This is a genomic window from Cupriavidus sp. a3 (assembly GCF_051015765.1).
Classification (GTDB): Bacteria; Pseudomonadota; Gammaproteobacteria; order Burkholderiales; family Burkholderiaceae; genus Cupriavidus; species Cupriavidus oxalaticus_A.
The window spans coordinates 4,404,222-4,420,700 of the sequence record NZ_CP170643.1 but is presented as its reverse complement, the minus strand read 5'-3'; the positions used below and the strand labels follow the sequence as shown (position 1 = coordinate 4,420,700).

14 protein-coding genes and 2 riboswitches are annotated in these 16,479 nt (G+C 67.9%); of the genes, 9 read left to right on the top strand and 5 right to left on the bottom strand.

Going from position 1 to position 16,479, the window contains the following annotated elements; all coding sequences use genetic code 11:
• Positions 1-28: 28 nt before the first annotated feature.
• Positions 29-922, bottom strand: a complete 894-nt coding sequence (locus ACAD63_RS21060) for a lipid A biosynthesis lauroyl acyltransferase (RefSeq protein WP_195428598.1) — start codon at positions 920-922, stop codon at positions 29-31.
• Positions 919-1,800, bottom strand: a complete 882-nt coding sequence (locus tag ACAD63_RS21055; protein ID WP_133098159.1) for a lysophospholipid acyltransferase family protein — start codon at positions 1,798-1,800, stop codon at positions 919-921. The genes ACAD63_RS21060 and ACAD63_RS21055 overlap by 4 nt, the downstream gene beginning before the upstream one ends.
• 311 nt (positions 1,801-2,111) lie before the next feature.
• On the opposite strand from ACAD63_RS21055, the gene metK reads away from it, so the two are divergent.
• The 3 genes from metK (at position 2,112) to ACAD63_RS21040 (ending at position 6,780) form a co-directional block, all read left to right on the top strand.
• Positions 2,112-3,275 (top strand): methionine adenosyltransferase, encoded by a 1,164-nt coding sequence (gene metK, locus ACAD63_RS21050; RefSeq protein ID WP_133098160.1) that lies wholly within the window; start codon positions 2,112-2,114, stop codon positions 3,273-3,275.
• Between the two features lie 619 nt (positions 3,276-3,894).
• Positions 3,895-4,839: a Kdo hydroxylase family protein gene (locus tag ACAD63_RS21045; protein ID WP_135704237.1), complete on the top strand. Its 945-nt coding sequence runs from the start codon at positions 3,895-3,897 to the stop codon at positions 4,837-4,839.
• Between the two features lie 261 nt (positions 4,840-5,100).
• On the top strand, positions 5,101-6,780 hold the full coding sequence (locus tag ACAD63_RS21040; RefSeq protein ID WP_135704239.1) for a GMC family oxidoreductase: 1,680 nt from the start codon (positions 5,101-5,103) through the stop codon (positions 6,778-6,780).
• A 22-nt stretch (positions 6,781-6,802) separates the two neighbouring features.
• Here ACAD63_RS21040 and ACAD63_RS21035 read toward each other — a convergent pair whose 3' ends face one another.
• Positions 6,803-8,473, bottom strand: coding sequence for an acyl-CoA dehydrogenase family protein (locus ACAD63_RS21035; RefSeq protein ID WP_434033225.1), 1,671 nt, complete (start codon positions 8,471-8,473; stop codon positions 6,803-6,805).
• Between the two features lie 212 nt (positions 8,474-8,685).
• Positions 8,686-8,787: riboswitch (TPP riboswitch) on the top strand.
• A 101-nt stretch (positions 8,788-8,888) separates the two neighbouring features.
• On the opposite strand from ACAD63_RS21035, the gene thiC reads away from it, so the two are divergent.
• The 6 genes from thiC to ACAD63_RS21005 all read left to right on the top strand — a co-directional run bounded on the left by thiC (position 8,889) and on the right by ACAD63_RS21005 (position 14,932).
• A complete protein-coding gene (thiC, locus tag ACAD63_RS21030; RefSeq protein WP_133098165.1) occupies positions 8,889-10,769 on the top strand; it encodes a phosphomethylpyrimidine synthase ThiC in 1,881 nt (626 codons plus the stop codon).
• A 142-nt stretch (positions 10,770-10,911) separates the two neighbouring features.
• Positions 10,912-12,102, top strand: coding sequence for an FAD-dependent oxidoreductase (locus ACAD63_RS21025; RefSeq protein ID WP_133098166.1), 1,191 nt, complete (start codon positions 10,912-10,914; stop codon positions 12,100-12,102).
• 12 nt (positions 12,103-12,114) lie between these two features.
• Positions 12,115-12,312 (top strand): sulfur carrier protein ThiS, encoded by a 198-nt coding sequence (gene thiS, locus ACAD63_RS21020; RefSeq protein WP_029047356.1) that lies wholly within the window; start codon positions 12,115-12,117, stop codon positions 12,310-12,312.
• A 4-nt stretch (positions 12,313-12,316) separates the two neighbouring features.
• Positions 12,317-13,159: a thiazole synthase gene (locus ACAD63_RS21015; RefSeq protein WP_133098167.1), complete on the top strand. Its 843-nt coding sequence runs from the start codon at positions 12,317-12,319 to the stop codon at positions 13,157-13,159.
• A complete protein-coding gene (locus ACAD63_RS21010; protein ID WP_133098168.1) occupies positions 13,156-14,289 on the top strand; it encodes a thiamine phosphate synthase in 1,134 nt (377 codons plus the stop codon). Before ACAD63_RS21015 ends, ACAD63_RS21010 begins: the two co-directional genes overlap by 4 nt.
• Positions 14,290-14,482: 193 nt before the next feature.
• The gene (locus ACAD63_RS21005; protein WP_063241153.1) at positions 14,483-14,932 is read left to right on the top strand and encodes a PaaI family thioesterase; all 450 of its coding nucleotides are present in this window, start codon (positions 14,483-14,485) and stop codon (positions 14,930-14,932) included.
• Between the two features lie 34 nt (positions 14,933-14,966).
• Here the strand turns inward: ACAD63_RS21005 and ACAD63_RS21000 are convergent, their stop codons facing one another.
• Positions 14,967-15,401 (bottom strand): PGDYG domain-containing protein, encoded by a 435-nt coding sequence (locus tag ACAD63_RS21000; protein WP_133098169.1) that lies wholly within the window; start codon positions 15,399-15,401, stop codon positions 14,967-14,969.
• Positions 15,402-15,408: 7 nt separating this feature from the next.
• Positions 15,409-16,245: a bifunctional hydroxymethylpyrimidine kinase/phosphomethylpyrimidine kinase gene (thiD, locus tag ACAD63_RS20995; RefSeq protein ID WP_167884580.1), complete on the bottom strand. Its 837-nt coding sequence runs from the start codon at positions 16,243-16,245 to the stop codon at positions 15,409-15,411.
• 58 nt (positions 16,246-16,303) lie between these two features.
• A riboswitch (S-adenosyl-L-homocysteine riboswitch) is annotated at positions 16,304-16,396 on the top strand.
• The last annotated feature ends 83 nt before the right edge of the window (positions 16,397-16,479 follow it).

Below are 16,479 nucleotides of genomic sequence, written 5' to 3'. Positions count from 1 at the left end.
GCAAGTTGCTGCCGCCCTCGGCGGACGCTCAATAGATCTCGGGTTCGCCCGGCAGGCGGTGCTTGAAGCGCTTGTGCACCCAGTAATACTCAGGCACGCGCGGGCGGATGCAGTCCTCGAAGAAGGCATTCATGCGGCGCGTGTCGTCGGTGACGCTTTCGCCGGGGTAGTTGTCCCAGGCAGGCAGGATGCGCAGCACGTAGCCCTGGTAGTCGGGCAGCATCTCGGTGTAGATCGGCACAACCTTGGCGCCGGTCAGGCGCGCCAGCCGCGACACCGATGTCAGCGTCAGCGCCTGCACGCCGAAGAACGGCACGAATTCCGAATCGCGTTCGCCGAAGTCCATGTCGGCGATCAGCTGCAGCGCTTCGCCCTTCTTCAGGCAGCGCAGGATGTCGCGTGCGCTGTCGTTGCGCGAAATCATGTTGGCGCCGAAGCGGCCGCGCGCGTGCTTGAGGAAGCCATCGAACAAATCATTCTTCTGCCTGGTGTACAGCGATGCGCCGGAACGCCCCACATGCTCGCGCAGGTGGATGGTCAGCCGGATCGCACCGGCCTCCACGCCCGACAGGTGCAGCGTGACCAGGATATGCGGCGTGCCGTCCAGCGACACCAGGTCGGCCTGGTCGTCGATCTGCACCCAGCGGCGCATCTGCGCCTCGCTGCCGGTCCAGAAGATGCCGCGCTCGGCAAAGCTGCGGAACACGGTGCGGAAGCTCTGGCGCGACAATTCGTCGATCTCGGCCTCGGTCTTGTCCGGGAAGCACAGGCGCAGGTTGGCCTGCACCACACGGCGGCGTGCGCTGGGAATCAGGTAGAGCAAGCTGCCCAGCGCTTCGCCGAAGCGGGCAACGAACGGATATGGAAGTTTGCCCAGCACCGTGAGCAGGCCGATGCCGAGCCAGGTGAACACGCGGCTCATGAAATCGATTGGTCAGTGGTCGGCTCGGTGCTGCGGCTGGGGGCGGCGGCGGGCCCCTTGTAGCGGCTGTATCCCCACAGGTACTGGGTGGGACACTGCCTCACCAGGATCTCGACGGCCTGGTTGATCACCGCGGCCGCTTCGGCCGGGTCGTCCGGCAGCATGCCGCCCTCATTGAGCACATGCAGGTGGGCGCGATAGCCCGCGCCTTTCGGCAGCCGTTCCGCAAAGACCGCGACCACCGGCGCGCCGGTCAGCTGCTGCAGCCGGTGCACCAGCGCCATGGTGTAGGCCGGCTTGCCGAAGAACGGCGCCCAGTTACCCTCGCCGCCGCTGGGTACCTGGTCCGGCAGGATCCCCACCGCCTGGCCGCGCTTGAGCGCCTTGACCAGCATGCGCACGCCGCGCGGCGTGGCGGGCGCCATGTGCATATTGGGCCGGGTGCGCATCTTTTCGATCCAGTCGCGCAGCCAGGGCTGGTGTGGCGGCTTGAACAGCGCGGTGACCGGGCGCACCAGCGCGTGGGACTGCGGCAGCACTTCAAAGCAACCCAGATGCGGCGTCAGGATGATGAGGCCCTTGCCTCGGGCCTGCAGCTTTTCCAGTTCCGGCCACATGTAGTCGTCGAAGCCATGCAGCCGTGCGCCGATCTTCTTGCGGCTCCAGAAATAGGGCATCTCGATCATCATGCGACCGGCCGAGCGGGCGGCTTCATCGATCATCGCCTGCGTGGCGTCGGGAAACGCCAGGCGGAAATTTTCATTCAGGCGCTGGCCGTAGCGGCCGGGCAGCCGTGCTGCCAGCAGTCCGAGCGCGCCGCCTGCGGCCTGCAGCAAGCGCAGTGGGAAACGGGAGATCAGCCAGAAAAGAAAGGTCATCGGGCGTGGATTGCAGTCCGGGCTGCAAACAGGTCAAATCCGGCGCATTTTTTCCCCGGCGCGGAATTCAGTTCCACGCCGGCTTGCCGTAAATCCGGGCAAACGGCATGCCGTGGCGGCAGCGTGTTGCGTCGGCGCCTTTGGCGCGCTGCAACGAGCCCGGCAGGCGCGTATAATAGCGTGTATCGCCGAGTTAACTGACAACTTGCGGGGCGATGCAGCTCAAACCGGGCTGTTTTAAATACCGCTAAAGCGTCGCCGCCATGAACCCGACCGGGTGGCACGCAATAGCCAACCTGGAGAATAAGTTCGTGGCAAACGACTTCCTTTTTACTTCGGAATCGGTTTCCGAAGGCCATCCCGACAAGGTCGCCGACCAGATTTCCGACGCCGTCCTCGACGCCATCCTGGCGCAGGACAAGTATGCGCGTGTGGCCGCCGAGACGCTTTGCAACACCGGCCTGGTGGTGCTGGCAGGGGAAATCACCACGACCGCCAACGTCGACTACATCCAGATCGCGCGCGACACGATCAAGCGCATCGGCTACGACAACACCGAATATGGCATCGACTACAAGGGCTGCGCCGTGCTGGTGGCCTATGACAAGCAGTCGCCGGACATCGCCCAGGGCGTGGACCGCGCCTCGGACGACTACCTGAACCAGGGGGCCGGCGACCAGGGCCTGATGTTCGGCTACGCCTGCGATGAGACGCCGGAGCTGATGCCGTTCCCGATTTACTACGCGCACCGCCTGGTCGAGCGCCAGTCGCTGCTGCGCCGTGACGGCCGCCTGCCCTGGCTGCGTCCGGACGCCAAGTCGCAGGTGACGGTGCGTTATGTCGACGGCAAGCCGCACAGCGTCGATACCGTAGTGCTGTCGACGCAGCATTCGCCGGATATTACGCAGGCGCAGATCCGAGAAGCCGTGATCGAAGAGATCATCAAGCCGGTGCTGCCGGCCGAGATGCTGAAAGAAACCACGTATCTGGTGAACCCGACCGGGCGTTTCGTGATCGGCGGCCCGCAGGGCGACTGCGGCCTGACCGGGCGCAAGATCATTGTCGATACCTATGGTGGCGCTTCGCCGCACGGTGGCGGTGCGTTTTCGGGCAAGGACCCGTCCAAGGTGGATCGCTCGGCTGCCTATGCGGCGCGTTATGTGGCCAAGAACGTGGTGGCCTCGGGGCTGGCGCGCCAGTGCCAGGTACAGGTGAGCTATGCCATCGGCGTGGCGCGGCCGATCAATGTGACGGTGTACACCGAAGGTACCGGCAAGATTCCGGACGCCAAGATTGCGGAACTGGTGCAGGAGCATTTTGACCTGCGGCCGAAGGGTATTGTGCAGATGCTGGATCTGCTGCGTCCGATTTATGAGAAGACTGCGGCTTACGGCCACTTTGGGCGTGAAGAGCCGGAGTTCTCTTGGGAGGCTACGGATAAGGCGGCTGCCTTGCGCGCTGCTGCTGGACTGTAAGTGGGTCTTCGGAGTCCGGATCCTGGACTCCTGCACTTCTGACTTCGGCAAGCCCCGCTGGCCCGCAAGGGACGGTGGGGTTTTTTGTTTTTGGTGGTGGGTCGCCGTTGATGACATGCTGTCGGCCGTTGAACCGCCTGGTTCCGCCCTGCTGGGCGGGTCACTTTTTGTCCGAGCGACAAAAAGTAACCAAAAAACGCGTCGCCTGAGCGGCTGGCTATCAATTTGGCGGCGTGGGTGGGTCGGGCGGTGGTGATTTCCGTTCGATGTGGCTGGTGGCTCAAACCTGCTACGCCAGGTGAGTTTGGGATAGTGGCTGCGTCGACCCACTATTGGACGATCCCCATGCCGGGCGTAGGCCGCCTGCTGCCGGCGTCCCCGCGTTGACGCGAGCAGCAGGGGCCACGCCCAGCTCTGGGCTCGTTCAATCATCGCAGGCGGTTCAACAGCCGACAGCATGTCATCAACAGCGACAGCAGACGCTAAAACAGCCAACAGCATGTCACCAGGCCAGAAAACCCCCGCCCCCTGCGCCCCAATCGCCACCCAAACATCCAGGTAGTAAAATCCCAACCACCACAAAATTCCTTCACGGGGGTCCCGTCCCCAGAGGACTGCCATGCCCGCAGCACCAGCCATTTCCAATGCCACCGCGCCGAACCGCTCCGCGTCGGGAGGCAGCCTCGACCTGATCCGCCCACAGCCCTACACCAACTGGGCCCCCCAGGTCACCCCCGAGGAACGCGCCACCCTTCGCCGCGAGCTGGAGCAGGGCGCGGTGCTGTATTTCCCCAACCTGAGATTCCACTTCGAACCCGGCGAGGAACGCTTCCTCGACGCCCGTTATTCCGACGGCAAATCCAAGAACATCAACCTCCGCGCCAACGACACCGCGGTGCGCGGCGCGCAGGGCACCCAGCAGGACCTGTCCGACCTCTACACGCTGATCCGCCGCTATGCCGACAACAGCGAGTCGCTGATCCGCACGCTGTTCCCCGAATACATTCCCCACATGACCCGCGCCGGCACCTCGCTGCGTCCCAGCGAGATCGCCGGCCGCCCGGTCAGCTGGCGCAAGGACGACACCCGCCTGCACGTCGATTCCTTCCCCTCCAACCCGATGCTGGGCAAGCGCCTGCTGCGCGTGTTCCATAACATCGACCCGGCCGCGCCGCGCGTGTGGCGCGTGGGCGAGCCATTCGGTGATTTCGCGCAGAAGTTCGTGCCGAAGACACACGGCATGTGGCCGGGACAGGCGGCGCTGATGAAGCTGCTGCATATCACCAAGCGCAAGCGCTCGGAATACGACCACCGCATGCTGCAGCTCCACGACCTGGCCAAGGCCGACCTGGACTACCAGCGCGACGTGCCGCAGCAGGAATTCCACTTCCCGCCCGGTTCGACCTGGATCGTCTTCAGCGACCAGTTGCTGCACGCCGCCATGCGCGGGCGCGCGATGATGGAGCAGACCATCTATCTTGAGCCGCAGGCGATCTCCGACCACACCCACTCGCCCGAGGCCGTGCTGTCGCGCATGCTCGGGCGGCCGATGCTGGTGTCCTGACCCGCAGGCCAGACGCGCAGTCGGTTGCAACACCCCGGGGCATCGGGATGGCGCGCCGGCTGCCGCGCGCATCACTTGAAGGCCAGCCAGGGCCATTGATGCCTGTTCCTCCATCGGCATGACAACCGCCTGCCCGGACCACCAACGCCGGCACGCCGCAACCCTTCACCCCCGCTCAGGCTAGCGCCTACACTGAATTTCACGGCTTGCCATCCGCTGGCCCGGCTGACTCTCGCCGCCTGCGGACATGCGGGGAGACAGATGGAAACCACCTACGACTACGTCATCGTCGGCGCGGGATCGGCGGGCTGTGCGCTGGCCGGAAGGCTGGCCGACAGCGGGGACGACACCATTGCCCTGGTCGAGGCCGGCCAGCACGACCACCATGTGCTGGTACGCACACCCGCCGCGTGCGCCGCCATGCTGCCGCGCGCCAGCGCACGCAACTATGCCTACGAGACCGTGCCGCAGCCGGGACTGAATGGCCGGCGGGGCTACCAGCCGCGCGGACGCGGCCTGGGCGGCTGCTCGTCGATCAACGCGATGATCTACACGCGCGGACGGCCCGCCGACTACGACGACTGGGCCGCCGCAGGCTGCGACGGCTGGTCATGGGACGACGTGCTGCCGTATTTCCGCCGTGCGGAATGCAATGAGCGCCTGGCCGGCAGCGACGACGATCCGCTGCATGGCGGCAGCGGCCCGCTCCATGTATCGGACCTGCGCACGCCAAATCCCTTCGCCGAGCGCTTTATCGAGGCCGCGCAGCAGGCGGGCTACCTGCGCAACGATGACTTCAACGGCGAAGAGCAGGAGGGCGTGGGCTGGTACCAGGTCACGCAGCATGCGGGCGAGCGCTGGAACGCGGCGCGCGCCTACCTGCACGGCGGCAACACGCGCGACAAGGCCTGCAACGGCGGGCGCGCGCGGCTGCAGGTGCTGACCGGCACACAGGCCCTGCGCATCGTCTTCGAGGGCCGCCATGCGGCCGGCGTGCTGGTCGCGCGCGACGGCCGCCAGCAACTTCTGCGCACACGGCGCGACGTGATCGTTTGCGCCGGCACCTTCGGCTCGCCGCAATTGCTGCTGGTGTCCGGCGTGGGACCGGCGGCGCAGCTGCGCGAGCTTGGCATCGACGTGGTCCACGACCTGCCCGGCGTGGGCGCCAACCTGCAGGACCATCTCGACATCATCCTGCACAAGCGCGTGGCGGCGCCCGAGTTGTTCGGCGTGTCGTTCAGCGGCTTCATGACCCTGCTGTCGGAAATGCTGCGCTACCGGCGCGAACGCACCGGCATGCTGTCGAGCAACTTCGCCGAGGCCGGCGGCTTCATACGCAGCCGCCCCGAACTGGCCGAGCCCGACCTGCAGCTGCATTTCGTCGTCGGCATGGCCGACAACCACATGCGCCGGCTCAACTTCGGCCACGGCTACTCCTGCCACGTATGCGTGCTGCGTCCGCGCAGCCGCGGCGAGGTGCGGCTGGCATCGGCCGATATCCGCGAGGCGCCGCTGATCGACCCGCGCTACCTCAACGATGTGCGCGACCTCGACGACATGGTTGCCGGCGTGCGCATCGTGCGCCGGATCTTCGCGCAGCCGCAGCTGGCCAGCTACGGCGGGCGCGAGCTGTACTCCGCGCACCTGCGCGCCGACGGCAGCGACGATGCCGACGTGCGCGAGATGATCCGCGCACGTGCCGACACCATCTATCACCCCGTGGGCACCTGCCGCATGGGCATGGACGCGCTGGCGGTGGTCGACCCGCAGTTGCGCGTGCGCGGCGTGGAAGGGCTGCGCGTGGTCGATGCCTCGGTCATGCCGACGCTGGTCGGTGGCAACATCAACGCGCCCGCGATCATGATCGGCGAACGCGCGCATGACCTGATCCGCTACGCGCCGCGGGTGATGCTGCGCGTGCTGGAGTCGATGGAGGCGTGACGCAAGCGCCGGGTCTGCGCGGCTAGCCTTCGAAGCCGCGCGATGCCACGCGCTTCAGCAATTCGGCCTCCGCATCCAGCGTGCCGAACACGCGTCCATGCTGGCGTCCAAGCCGGCTGGCGACAAACAGCTCCGCATTCTCCGCATCGGCATGCGCCAGCATCAGCGCCGCCTGCGTGGTCAGCACCAGCCCCTGCGCAAAGCGGCGCGCGTTGGCCTCCAGGTGCTCCGGCGCTTCGCGCAGCAGCGCCTGCAGCGATGCCAGCTCGGCGCGCACCGCTGGATGGCCGCCGGCGCGGCGCTGCAGGTCCTGCAGCAGGCGCGCGCCGTCGTCGGGGTTGCGCTGGATCGCGCGCAGCACGTCCAGGCACATGATGTTGCCCGAGCCTTCCCAGATCGAGTTGACCGGCGCTTCGCGGTACAGCCGCGCCATCGGGCTTTCTTCGACGTAGCCGTTGCCGCCCCAGACTTCCATCGCCTCGCCGGTGGCCTCGATGGCGCGCTTGCAGATCCAGAACTTGGCCGCGGGCGTGACCACCCGCTTCCACGCGGCGGCGAGCGGGTCGGGGTTGTCGCCCTCGGCGTGCTCGAAGGCGTGGCCCAGTTCCATCATCAGCAGCGAGGCCGCTTCGGATTCCAGCGCCAGGTCCGCCAGCACATTGCGCATCAGCGGCTGGTCGGCCAGCAGGCGGCCGAAGGCGCTGCGGTGGCGCGTATGGTGCAGCGCCTGCACGAAGGCCGCGCGCAGGATGGCCGAGCTGCCGATCACGCAGTCGAGCCGCGTATTGGTCGCCATCTCGATGATGGTGGGGATGCCGCGTCCTTCCTCGCCGATCAGGATGCCGGTCGCGTCGCGGAACTCGACCTCGCTGCTGGAGTTGGAGCGGTTGCCGAGCTTGTCCTTCAGGCGCTGGATCTGGATCGGGTTCTTGCTGCCGTCGTCGCGGAAGCGCGGCACGAAGAAGCACGACAGCGGGCCGTCTTCGGCGCCCATGCGCGCCACCACCAGGTGCGCGTCGCACATCGGCGCCGAGAAGAACCACTTGTGCCCGGTCAGCGCGTATTCCGCGCCGCGGCCTTCGCCACGCACGGCGCGCGCCACGGTGGTGTTGGCGCGCACGTCCGAGCCGCCCTGTTTCTCCGTCATGCCCATGCCGATCATGATCGCGGTCTTGTCGCGCCAGGGCAGGTCGCGCGCATCATGCTCGCTCGCATACAGGCGCGGCTCCAGCTCGGCGAACAGCGCGGTTTCCTTGCGCAGCACCGGAATGCTGGCGAGGGTCATGGTGGGCGGGCACAGCGAGCCGGACTCAACCTGCGCCTGCAGGAAGTAGCCCGCGGTGCGCGCGCTCCACACGCCCGCGCGCGGCAGCGCGAAGGGCAGGGCCTGCAATTGCTGGCTGCGCAGCAGCGACAGCAGTGCGTGCCAGCTCGGGTGGAATTCCACGGAATCGATGCGCTCGCCGGTGCGGCTGTGCGTGTGCAGCTCGGGCGTATGGCGGTTGGCGTCGGCGGCCCATTGCTGCACTTCCGGCTCGCCCAGCCGCGCGCCGAACTGCCCCAGCGCCTCGGCATGCCAGCCGCCGCCAAGCCGCTCCAGCGCGGCGCGGACGATGGGATCGCAGCCGAAGAGGTTGTAGTGCGCAAGGTCCGGCACCTGGTTGAAGACACGATGCGTGGCGGCGTCGGTCATTTTGGGAGGTCTCCTGGATCGGTTCGATGCTTGCCGTTTGCTTTGCATGGTAGAGCACCTGACACGCGTTTGAGTGCATGCTCGGCCGCTTGATGCCTGTTTTTGCGCTGCACCATGCGCGATTCGATACCTATGCGCACAGGTGTGGCACCACAAACGACGGGGAACTGGCACTGGCGCCCACCGGTGCTCTGTGCTTAAATTCACCCCGTTGGATGAAACAGGGGTGCCGTACGGATGGGCCGTGCGGCTGAGAGAGTCCCTTCGAACCCGATCCGGTTAGTACCGGCGTGGGAAGTTTCAGCAAGACCAAGCCTCTAGTCCCTCCGGGACTCGCCGCCCAGGCCACCACGCCGCCGGCAGCGCTCACAGGGCTCCTGGTTTCGTCCACCCCGCAAGAGAGAGGACGACACCCATGGCCCGTACTGCCCCCGCTGCTTCCTTCGAATCGCTCGAGAGCGACCTCGACCAGAAATTTGCCTACCCGGCTTCCAGCAAGACCTACCTGACCGGCAGCCGCCCGGATATCCGCGTGCCGCTGCGCACGATCCTGCAGACCTCCACGCGCACCGAGAAGGGCGAGATGCCCAACCCGCCGATCCCGGTGTACGACACCTCGGGCCCGTACAGCGACCCGGACGTGCATATCGACCTGAAGGCCGGCCTGCCGGCGGTGCGCGCCAAGTGGATCGAAGAGCGCGGCGACACCGAAGTGCTTCCCGGCCTGTCGTCGGAATACGGCCGCGACCGCGCCAACGACCCGGCCACCGCGCACCTGCGCTTTGCCCAGCTGACCAACCCGCGCCGCGCCAAGGCCGGTGCCAATGTGTCGCAGATGCACTATGCGCGCAAGGGCATCATCACGCCTGAAATGGAGTACGTGGCGCTGCGCGAATCGCTGAACCTGCAGGCGCTGTACGACAAGCCCGAATACAAGGCGCTGCTGCGCCAGCACCCCGGCAACGCGCTGGGCGCCGGCCTGCCGCTGCGTCCGGAAGACATCACGCCGGAATTCGTGCGCCAGGAGATCGCCTCGGGCCGCGCGATCATTCCCGCCAACATCAACCACACCGAGCTGGAGCCGATGGCGATCGGGCGCAATTTCCGCGTCAAGATCAACGGCAACCTGGGTAACTCCGCCGTGACCTCGTCGCTGGCCGAGGAAGTGGAAAAGATGGTGTGGTCGATCCGCTGGGGCGCAGACACCATCATGGACCTGTCGACCGGCAAGCACATCCACGAAACCCGTGAGTGGATCCTGCGCAACTCGCCGGTGCCCATCGGCACGGTGCCGATCTACCAGGCGCTGGACAAGACCGGCGGCATCGCCGAGGACCTGACCTGGGAGATGTTCCGCGACACGCTGATCGAGCAGGCCGAGCAGGGCGTGGACTATTTCACCATCCACGCCGGCGTGCTGCTGCGCTACGTGCCGCTGACCGCCGACCGCGTCACCGGCATCGTCTCGCGTGGCGGTTCGATCATGGCCAAGTGGTGCCTGGCGCACCACAAGGAAAACTTCCTGTACACGCACTTCGACGAGATCTGCGAGATCATGAAGGCGTACGACGTGTCGTTCAGCCTCGGCGACGGCCTGCGTCCGGGCTGCATCGCCGACTCCAACGACGATGCCCAGTTCGGCGAGCTGCGCACGCTGGGCGAGCTGACCGCCAAGGCGTGGAAGCACGACGTGCAGGTGATGATCGAAGGCCCGGGCCACGTGCCGCTGCAGCGCATCCAGGCCAATATGGACGAAGAACTCAAGCATTGCTACGAGGCGCCGTTCTACACCCTTGGACCGCTGGTGACCGACATCGCCCCCGGCTACGACCACATCACCAGCGGCATTGGCGCGGCCAATATCGGCTGGATGGGCACGGCCATGCTGTGCTACGTCACGCCCAAGGAGCACCTGGGCCTGCCGGACAAGGAAGACGTGCGCGAAGGCATCATCACCTACAAGATCGCTGCCCACGCCGCGGATCTTGCCAAGGGCTGGCCGGGCGCACAGCTGCGCGACAACGCGCTGTCCAAGGCACGCTTCGAGTTCCGCTGGGAAGACCAGTTCAACCTCGGCCTGGACCCGGAACGCGCGCGTTCGTACCACGACGCCACGCTGCCGGCAGAAGGCGCCAAGATCGCCCACTTCTGCTCGATGTGCGGGCCGAAGTTCTGCTCGATGAAGATCACGCAGGAAGTGCGCGACTACGCGGCATCGCTGCCCAAGGAAGCGCAGCAGGGCATGGAAGAAAAGTCGATCGAGTTCCTGAAGAAGGGCAGCAAGATCTACTCGTAAGGCAACGGCAGTACGGGCATGGCCTCGCAACCATGCCCGCGCATGTTCCGCCGCCGCGCAGCGCCCCGCGCGGCGGCACAGACAACAAGGAGGCCGGCGCGGCGGCATGCCCGCATGCCCATGCGCCGGCACAACATCCCTCATGACAGCAGTACAGTCGTTTGACGTCGCCATCCTTGGGGCCGGACTTGCCGGCCGCCTGGCTGCCTGGCAACTGGTGCGCAGCGGCGCCCGCGTGGCGCTGGTGGAGCGCGCCGGGCCGGACGGCGCGGGTTCGGCCGCCTACGTGGCCGCGGCCATGCTGGCGCCGCTGGCGGAATCGGCCATCGCCGAGCGCCGCATCGTCGATCTGGGCATCGCCAGCGTCGACCTGTGGCGGGCGTGGCTGGCCGAGTTGCCGGAGCCGGTGTTCTTCCAGGAGGACGGCACGCTGGTGGTCTGGCATGCGCGCGACCGCGGCGAGATGTCGCTGTTCACCAGCCGCATGCGCGCGGTGGCGCCGCCCGAGCTGGTGTCGCAGCGGCTGCGGGCGCTGGACGGCAAGGGCGTGGGCGAAGTCGAGCCGGCGCTGGCGGGCCGCTTCCCGCAGGGGCTGCTGCTGGCCGGCGAGGGCCAGCTCGACAACCGCGGCGTGCTGCGCGCGCTGCTGTCGTGCGCGGTCAGCGAGGGCGTGCATTGTGTCTGGGAAGCCGGCGAGGTAGAAGCCGACACGCTGCCGGCGCTGGGCATCCGCGCCGACGTGGTGCTGGATTGCCGCGGCCTGGGCGCGCGCGCGGCGTGGCCGTCGCAGCCCGGCGGCAGCGCGCCCGGACTGCGCGGGCTGCGCGGCGAAGTGGTGCGCGTGCATGCGCCCGACGTGAAGCTGCACCGGCCGGTGCGGCTGCTGCATCCGCGCTACCCGATCTATATTGCTCCCAAGCCCAACGACCTGTACGTGATCGGCGCGACCGAACTGGAAAGCGAGGACGATTCGCCGATGAGCGTGCGTTCCGCGCTGGAGCTGCTGTCGGCGGCGCATTCGCTGCATCCCGCTTTCGGCGAGGCGCGCGTGCTGGAACTGAACGTGCAGCGCCGCCCCACGCGGCCCGACCACCTGCCGGCGATCCGCGTCGACCAGCAGGCGCGCGTGGTGCGCGTCAACGGCCTGTACCGCCACGGCTTCCTGATCGCGCCGGCGGTGACCGAGGCCGCGTGCGCGGTCGTGGGCGCGTTGCTCAAGGGCGATCCTGCCGCCCATGCAGTGCCTGCCGCGCTGCGCTGGCCCGGCATGATCGAGGCAGTGACGGAAGCGCCGGCCGCAACGCTGCACGCGCGCACCGGGCTGCTGCACTAACGCAAGACTGACATGGAAATCCTGCTCAACGGCCGACCTCTCGCCCTTGCCGAATCCGCCACACTGGCGGATGCGGTGGTCGTGGCGAAGATCGCGCCCCCTTTTGCCGCGGCGGTCAACGGCCAGTTCGTGCCGCGCGCCGCGCATGCCAACACCCCTCTTGCGGCCGGCGACCGCATCGACCTCGTGCAACCCGTGACGGGAGGCTGACCCCATGACATTCGAACCTTCCGAAACCCTGCGCGACCCGTTCGTGCTGTATGGCGAGTCGTTCGGCTCGCGCCTGCTGCTGGGCACCGCGCGCTATCCGTCGCCGGCCACGCTTGAAGCGGCCGTGCAGGCCTGCGCGCCGGCCATGATCACCGTCGCGCTGCGCCGCCAGGGCGCGGTGGGCGACGGCGAGGGCGGCCAGGCGTTCTGGCAGATGCTCAAGGCGCTGAACGTGCCGGTGCTGCCCAACACCGCCGGCTGCTTCACCGCGCAGGAGGTCATCACCACCGCGATGATGGCGCGCGAAGTATTCGAGACACCGTGGATCAAGCTCGAACTGATCGGCGACGACTACACGCTGCAGCCCGACACGCTCAACCTGCCCGCTGTGGCCGAGACCCTGATCAAGGAAGGCTTCAAGGTGCTGCCCTACTGTACCGAGGACCTGGTGCTGTGCCGCCGGCTGCTCGACGTCGGCTGCCAGGCGCTGATGCCGTGGGCCGCGCCGATCGGCACCGGCCGGGGCGCGGTGAATCCGCATGCGATGCGCGTGCTGCGCGAGCGCCTGCCGGATACGCCGCTGATCGTCGATGCCGGCCTGGGCCTGCCGTCGCACGCGGCGCAGGTGCTGGAGTGGGGCTACGACGGCGTGCTGCTCAACACCGCGGTGGCGCAGGCCGCCTACCCCGTCAACATGGCGCGCGCGTTCGCGCAGGCCGTGGAAGCGGGCCGCACCGCGTACCTGGCCGGCCCGATGCCCGAGCGCGAGGTGGCGCAGGCCAGCACGCCGGTGGTCGGCATGCCGTTCTGGCATGCGGAGGCGGAGCAGCGGGAGCAGCGCGCATGACCCGCCGCCCCGTCCACGTTCCCAGCGACGGTCCGCTGCGTGCGGCAGTGCTGGAGCATTATGGCGAGACCTTCGGCATCGACGACAAGCCGTGGCAGGCCTGGCGCCTGGAAGACGCGCCTGAGCATCCCGGCGCGCACGATGTGCTGCTGTCCGACGGCGAAGCCACCGAAGAAGCCATTGCGCGCGTCGCCGCCAGCGGCGCCACGCTGATCGAGACCGACCGCGAGGGCGGCCGGTGGATCGACACGGTGCGCTCGCCGATGGGCACCTGGGTGTTCTCGGTTGCCGCGGACAGCGACCAGCCGCATTCGGCAGCGTTCGTCGCGGTACTGCTGGCGAGCCTGTCGCTGCATTTCCCCGCGCATGATGCGCTGGCGCTGGCGCGCGCCTGGGCGCCGGGCTCGGCCGACTGGCCGACGGATTTCGCGCGTTTCCCGCACGTGCGCCATGTCGCGCTGGTGGCGCCGGAGCAGGCCGTCGAGCCGTTCGCGCCGTGCCCCGCGCTGGGCCTGTACGTGGTCGTGCCGAGCGCGGAATGGATCGAGCGCCTGGCGCCGCTGAACGTGCCGACGGTGCAGTTGCGCTTCAAGTCCGACGATCCCGCCGCGGTGCGCGCCGAGATCGCGCGCGCGGCCAGGGCCATGCAGGGCTCGTCGTCGCGCCTGTTCATCAACGACCACTGGCAGGCGGCGATCGACTACCACGCCGCCAATGGCGCGCAGAGCGGCATCTACGGCATCCACCTCGGCCAGGAAGACCTCGACGACGCCGACCTCGACGCGATCCGTGCGTCCGGGCTGCGGCTGGGCATATCCACGCACGGTTACGCCGAGATGCTGCGCGTCGCGGCGATCCGTCCGAGCTACCTGGCGCTGGGCGCGATCTTCCCGACCACGACCAAGGTGATGCCGACCCAGCCGCAAGGCATGGGCCGTTTCCGCGCATATGCAAAGCTGATGCAGCCGGTGATCCCGTCGCTGGTCGGCATCGGCGGCGTCAATGCCACGAATATGCGCGAAGTGCTCGCCGTGGGTGTCGGCAGTGCCGCAGTGGTGCGCGCCGTTACCGAGGCCGACGACGTGCCGGCCGCGGTGGCGCATCTCGTCAGCCTGTTCCCGACCGGCTGAGCGCGCGATCACGTGCAGAGTGTGTCCGGCGGTGTGCTCCCCTCTCCTTGATAGAGGGGAGCACACCGCACCTGGTGAGGGGCATCGCGTCGCCAAGATTTGTGCGACATTCGCCCAGCCGCGGGAACCGAAGCGGACCCCGCCGCTATGATGTCGGGCAGCATTCCCCGCCAGCCATCCCGCATCGCGCACCATGTCGACCCAGCTCCCCGAGATCATTCCCGCCGCTCCCGGCACGCCTGAGAAGCCCTATTTCGGCATCGATGTCCCGCTGATGCGCTATTTCGGCCTGCAGCCGGAGGTGATCGAGGAGGGCTACTGCCGCACGCGCCTGCCGGCGCACCCGCAGCTGGTGAACAGCCGCGGCGACGTGCACGGCGGCACGCTGATGGCGACGCTGGACTTCACGCTCAGCGGGGCGGCGCGCTCGCATGCGCCCACGGAAACGGGCGTGATCACCATCGACATGTCGACCCACTTCCTTGCCGCCGCGCGCGGCGAGCTGACGCTGGAAGCGCGCTGCCTGCGCCGCGGCGCGCGCATCGCCTTCTGCGAAGGCGAAGTGAAGGATGCGGCCGGCACCGTGGTGTGCGTGGCGCGGGCGGCGTTCAAGTTGGTGCCGCTGTCCAGCGGCGGCAACTGATCCCTGCCTGAACCTGCCCGAAAAACCCGGCCGCTCAGTCCTGCAGCGGCCGGTACACCTGTTCGAACCTCGCGCGCTCGGTGATGCCATAGTCGCCGGGCGCGTATTGCATCAGCCAGTCGCCCGGCTTGCCGTGCAGCACGTCGCCGCCGGCGCTGCGTTCGATGCTGAAGGCCTCGTGCATCTCGCGCGCCAGCACCGGGATCGGCTTGTTGCGATAGGCGCCGTCCTGGCCGTGCACCAGCGGCGGGATGGCGTCGTACTTGGGGTCGAAGCGGTCGCGCGACACGCACCAGCGGTCGCCGGTGCGGCTGGTGATCAGCGCATCGCCGGGCTGGTAGCGGTTGGGGCCTTCGCGGCTGACCAGCTCGCCAGCCTCGGTGGCGAATGCAACGTCGACGACTTCATGCTTGAGGTAGAAGGCGGCGTCGGGATCGCTGCGCAGATCGATATGGGTGAGCCTCTGCATCTGGCGCTCAACCCAGCGCGCGCGGCGCGAAGGCGTGGTTCAGCGGGCCGTTGCCGCTGCCAAGCCGCAGTCCCGCGCCGGCCGCGATGGCCTGCGCCACATAGTCCAGCGCCTTGCCCGCGGCATCTTCCAGCGCATCGCCACGCGCCAGCTGCGATGCGATGGCCGCTGCCAGCGTGCAGCCGGTGCCGTGCAGGTTGCGGGTATCGACGCGTGGATGCGTGAACACGCGCACAGTGCCGTCCTCGAGCATCAGCAGGTCGTCCAGCCCGCCGGCAATGCCGGCCGCGCCATCGTCTTCCAGGTGGCCGCCCTTGAGCAGCACGGCCGGGCAGCCCATCGCGATCAGGTCGGCGGCGGCCTGTTCCATGTCGGCGCGGCGCGCAATCCTGCGGCCCAGCAGGTAGGAGGCCTCGGGCAGGTTGGGCGTGACCAGCAGCGCGCGCGGGAACAGCAGCCGCACCATGGCCTGCGTGGTGGCGTCGTCGGACAGCGTCGCGCCCGAGGTCGAGATCATCACCGGGTCCACCACCAGCTTGCGGATGCCATGCCGGTCCGCCGCCGCGGCCACGGCCTCGACGATGGCGGCGGTGCCCAGCATGCCGGTCTTGGCCGCGTCCACGCCGATATCGCCGGCCACCGCGTCGATCTGCGCCGCCACCATGTCGGCCGGGATCGCATGCACGCCGGTCACGCCAAGCGTGTTCTGCGCGGTGATCGCAGTGATCGCGCTCATGCCGAAGCAGCCCAGCGCGGAGAAAGTCTTCAGGTCGGCCTGGATGCCGGCGCCGCCGCCGGAGTCGGAGCCGGCGATGGTCAGGGTGCGGGGTGGCGTTGGGATCATCTGTGAGGAAATCAAGGAGGGCCGGTGCGCAAGGCGGCCGGGCACGCTACAATACCGCCACTCCGAGGAGCGTTGCAACGGATGCGGTAGGCAAAAGTGCTACCCCATGCATCCGCCAGGCTCGGACTGTCTTCAACGGCGCTCGCTGATCCGTGGTTTCGCACGGAGGCGAGTCGACCTATCCGCCCGCTGCGCATGTGCCCGCTGCCATGCCGCCGCCCGATTTCCCGATCT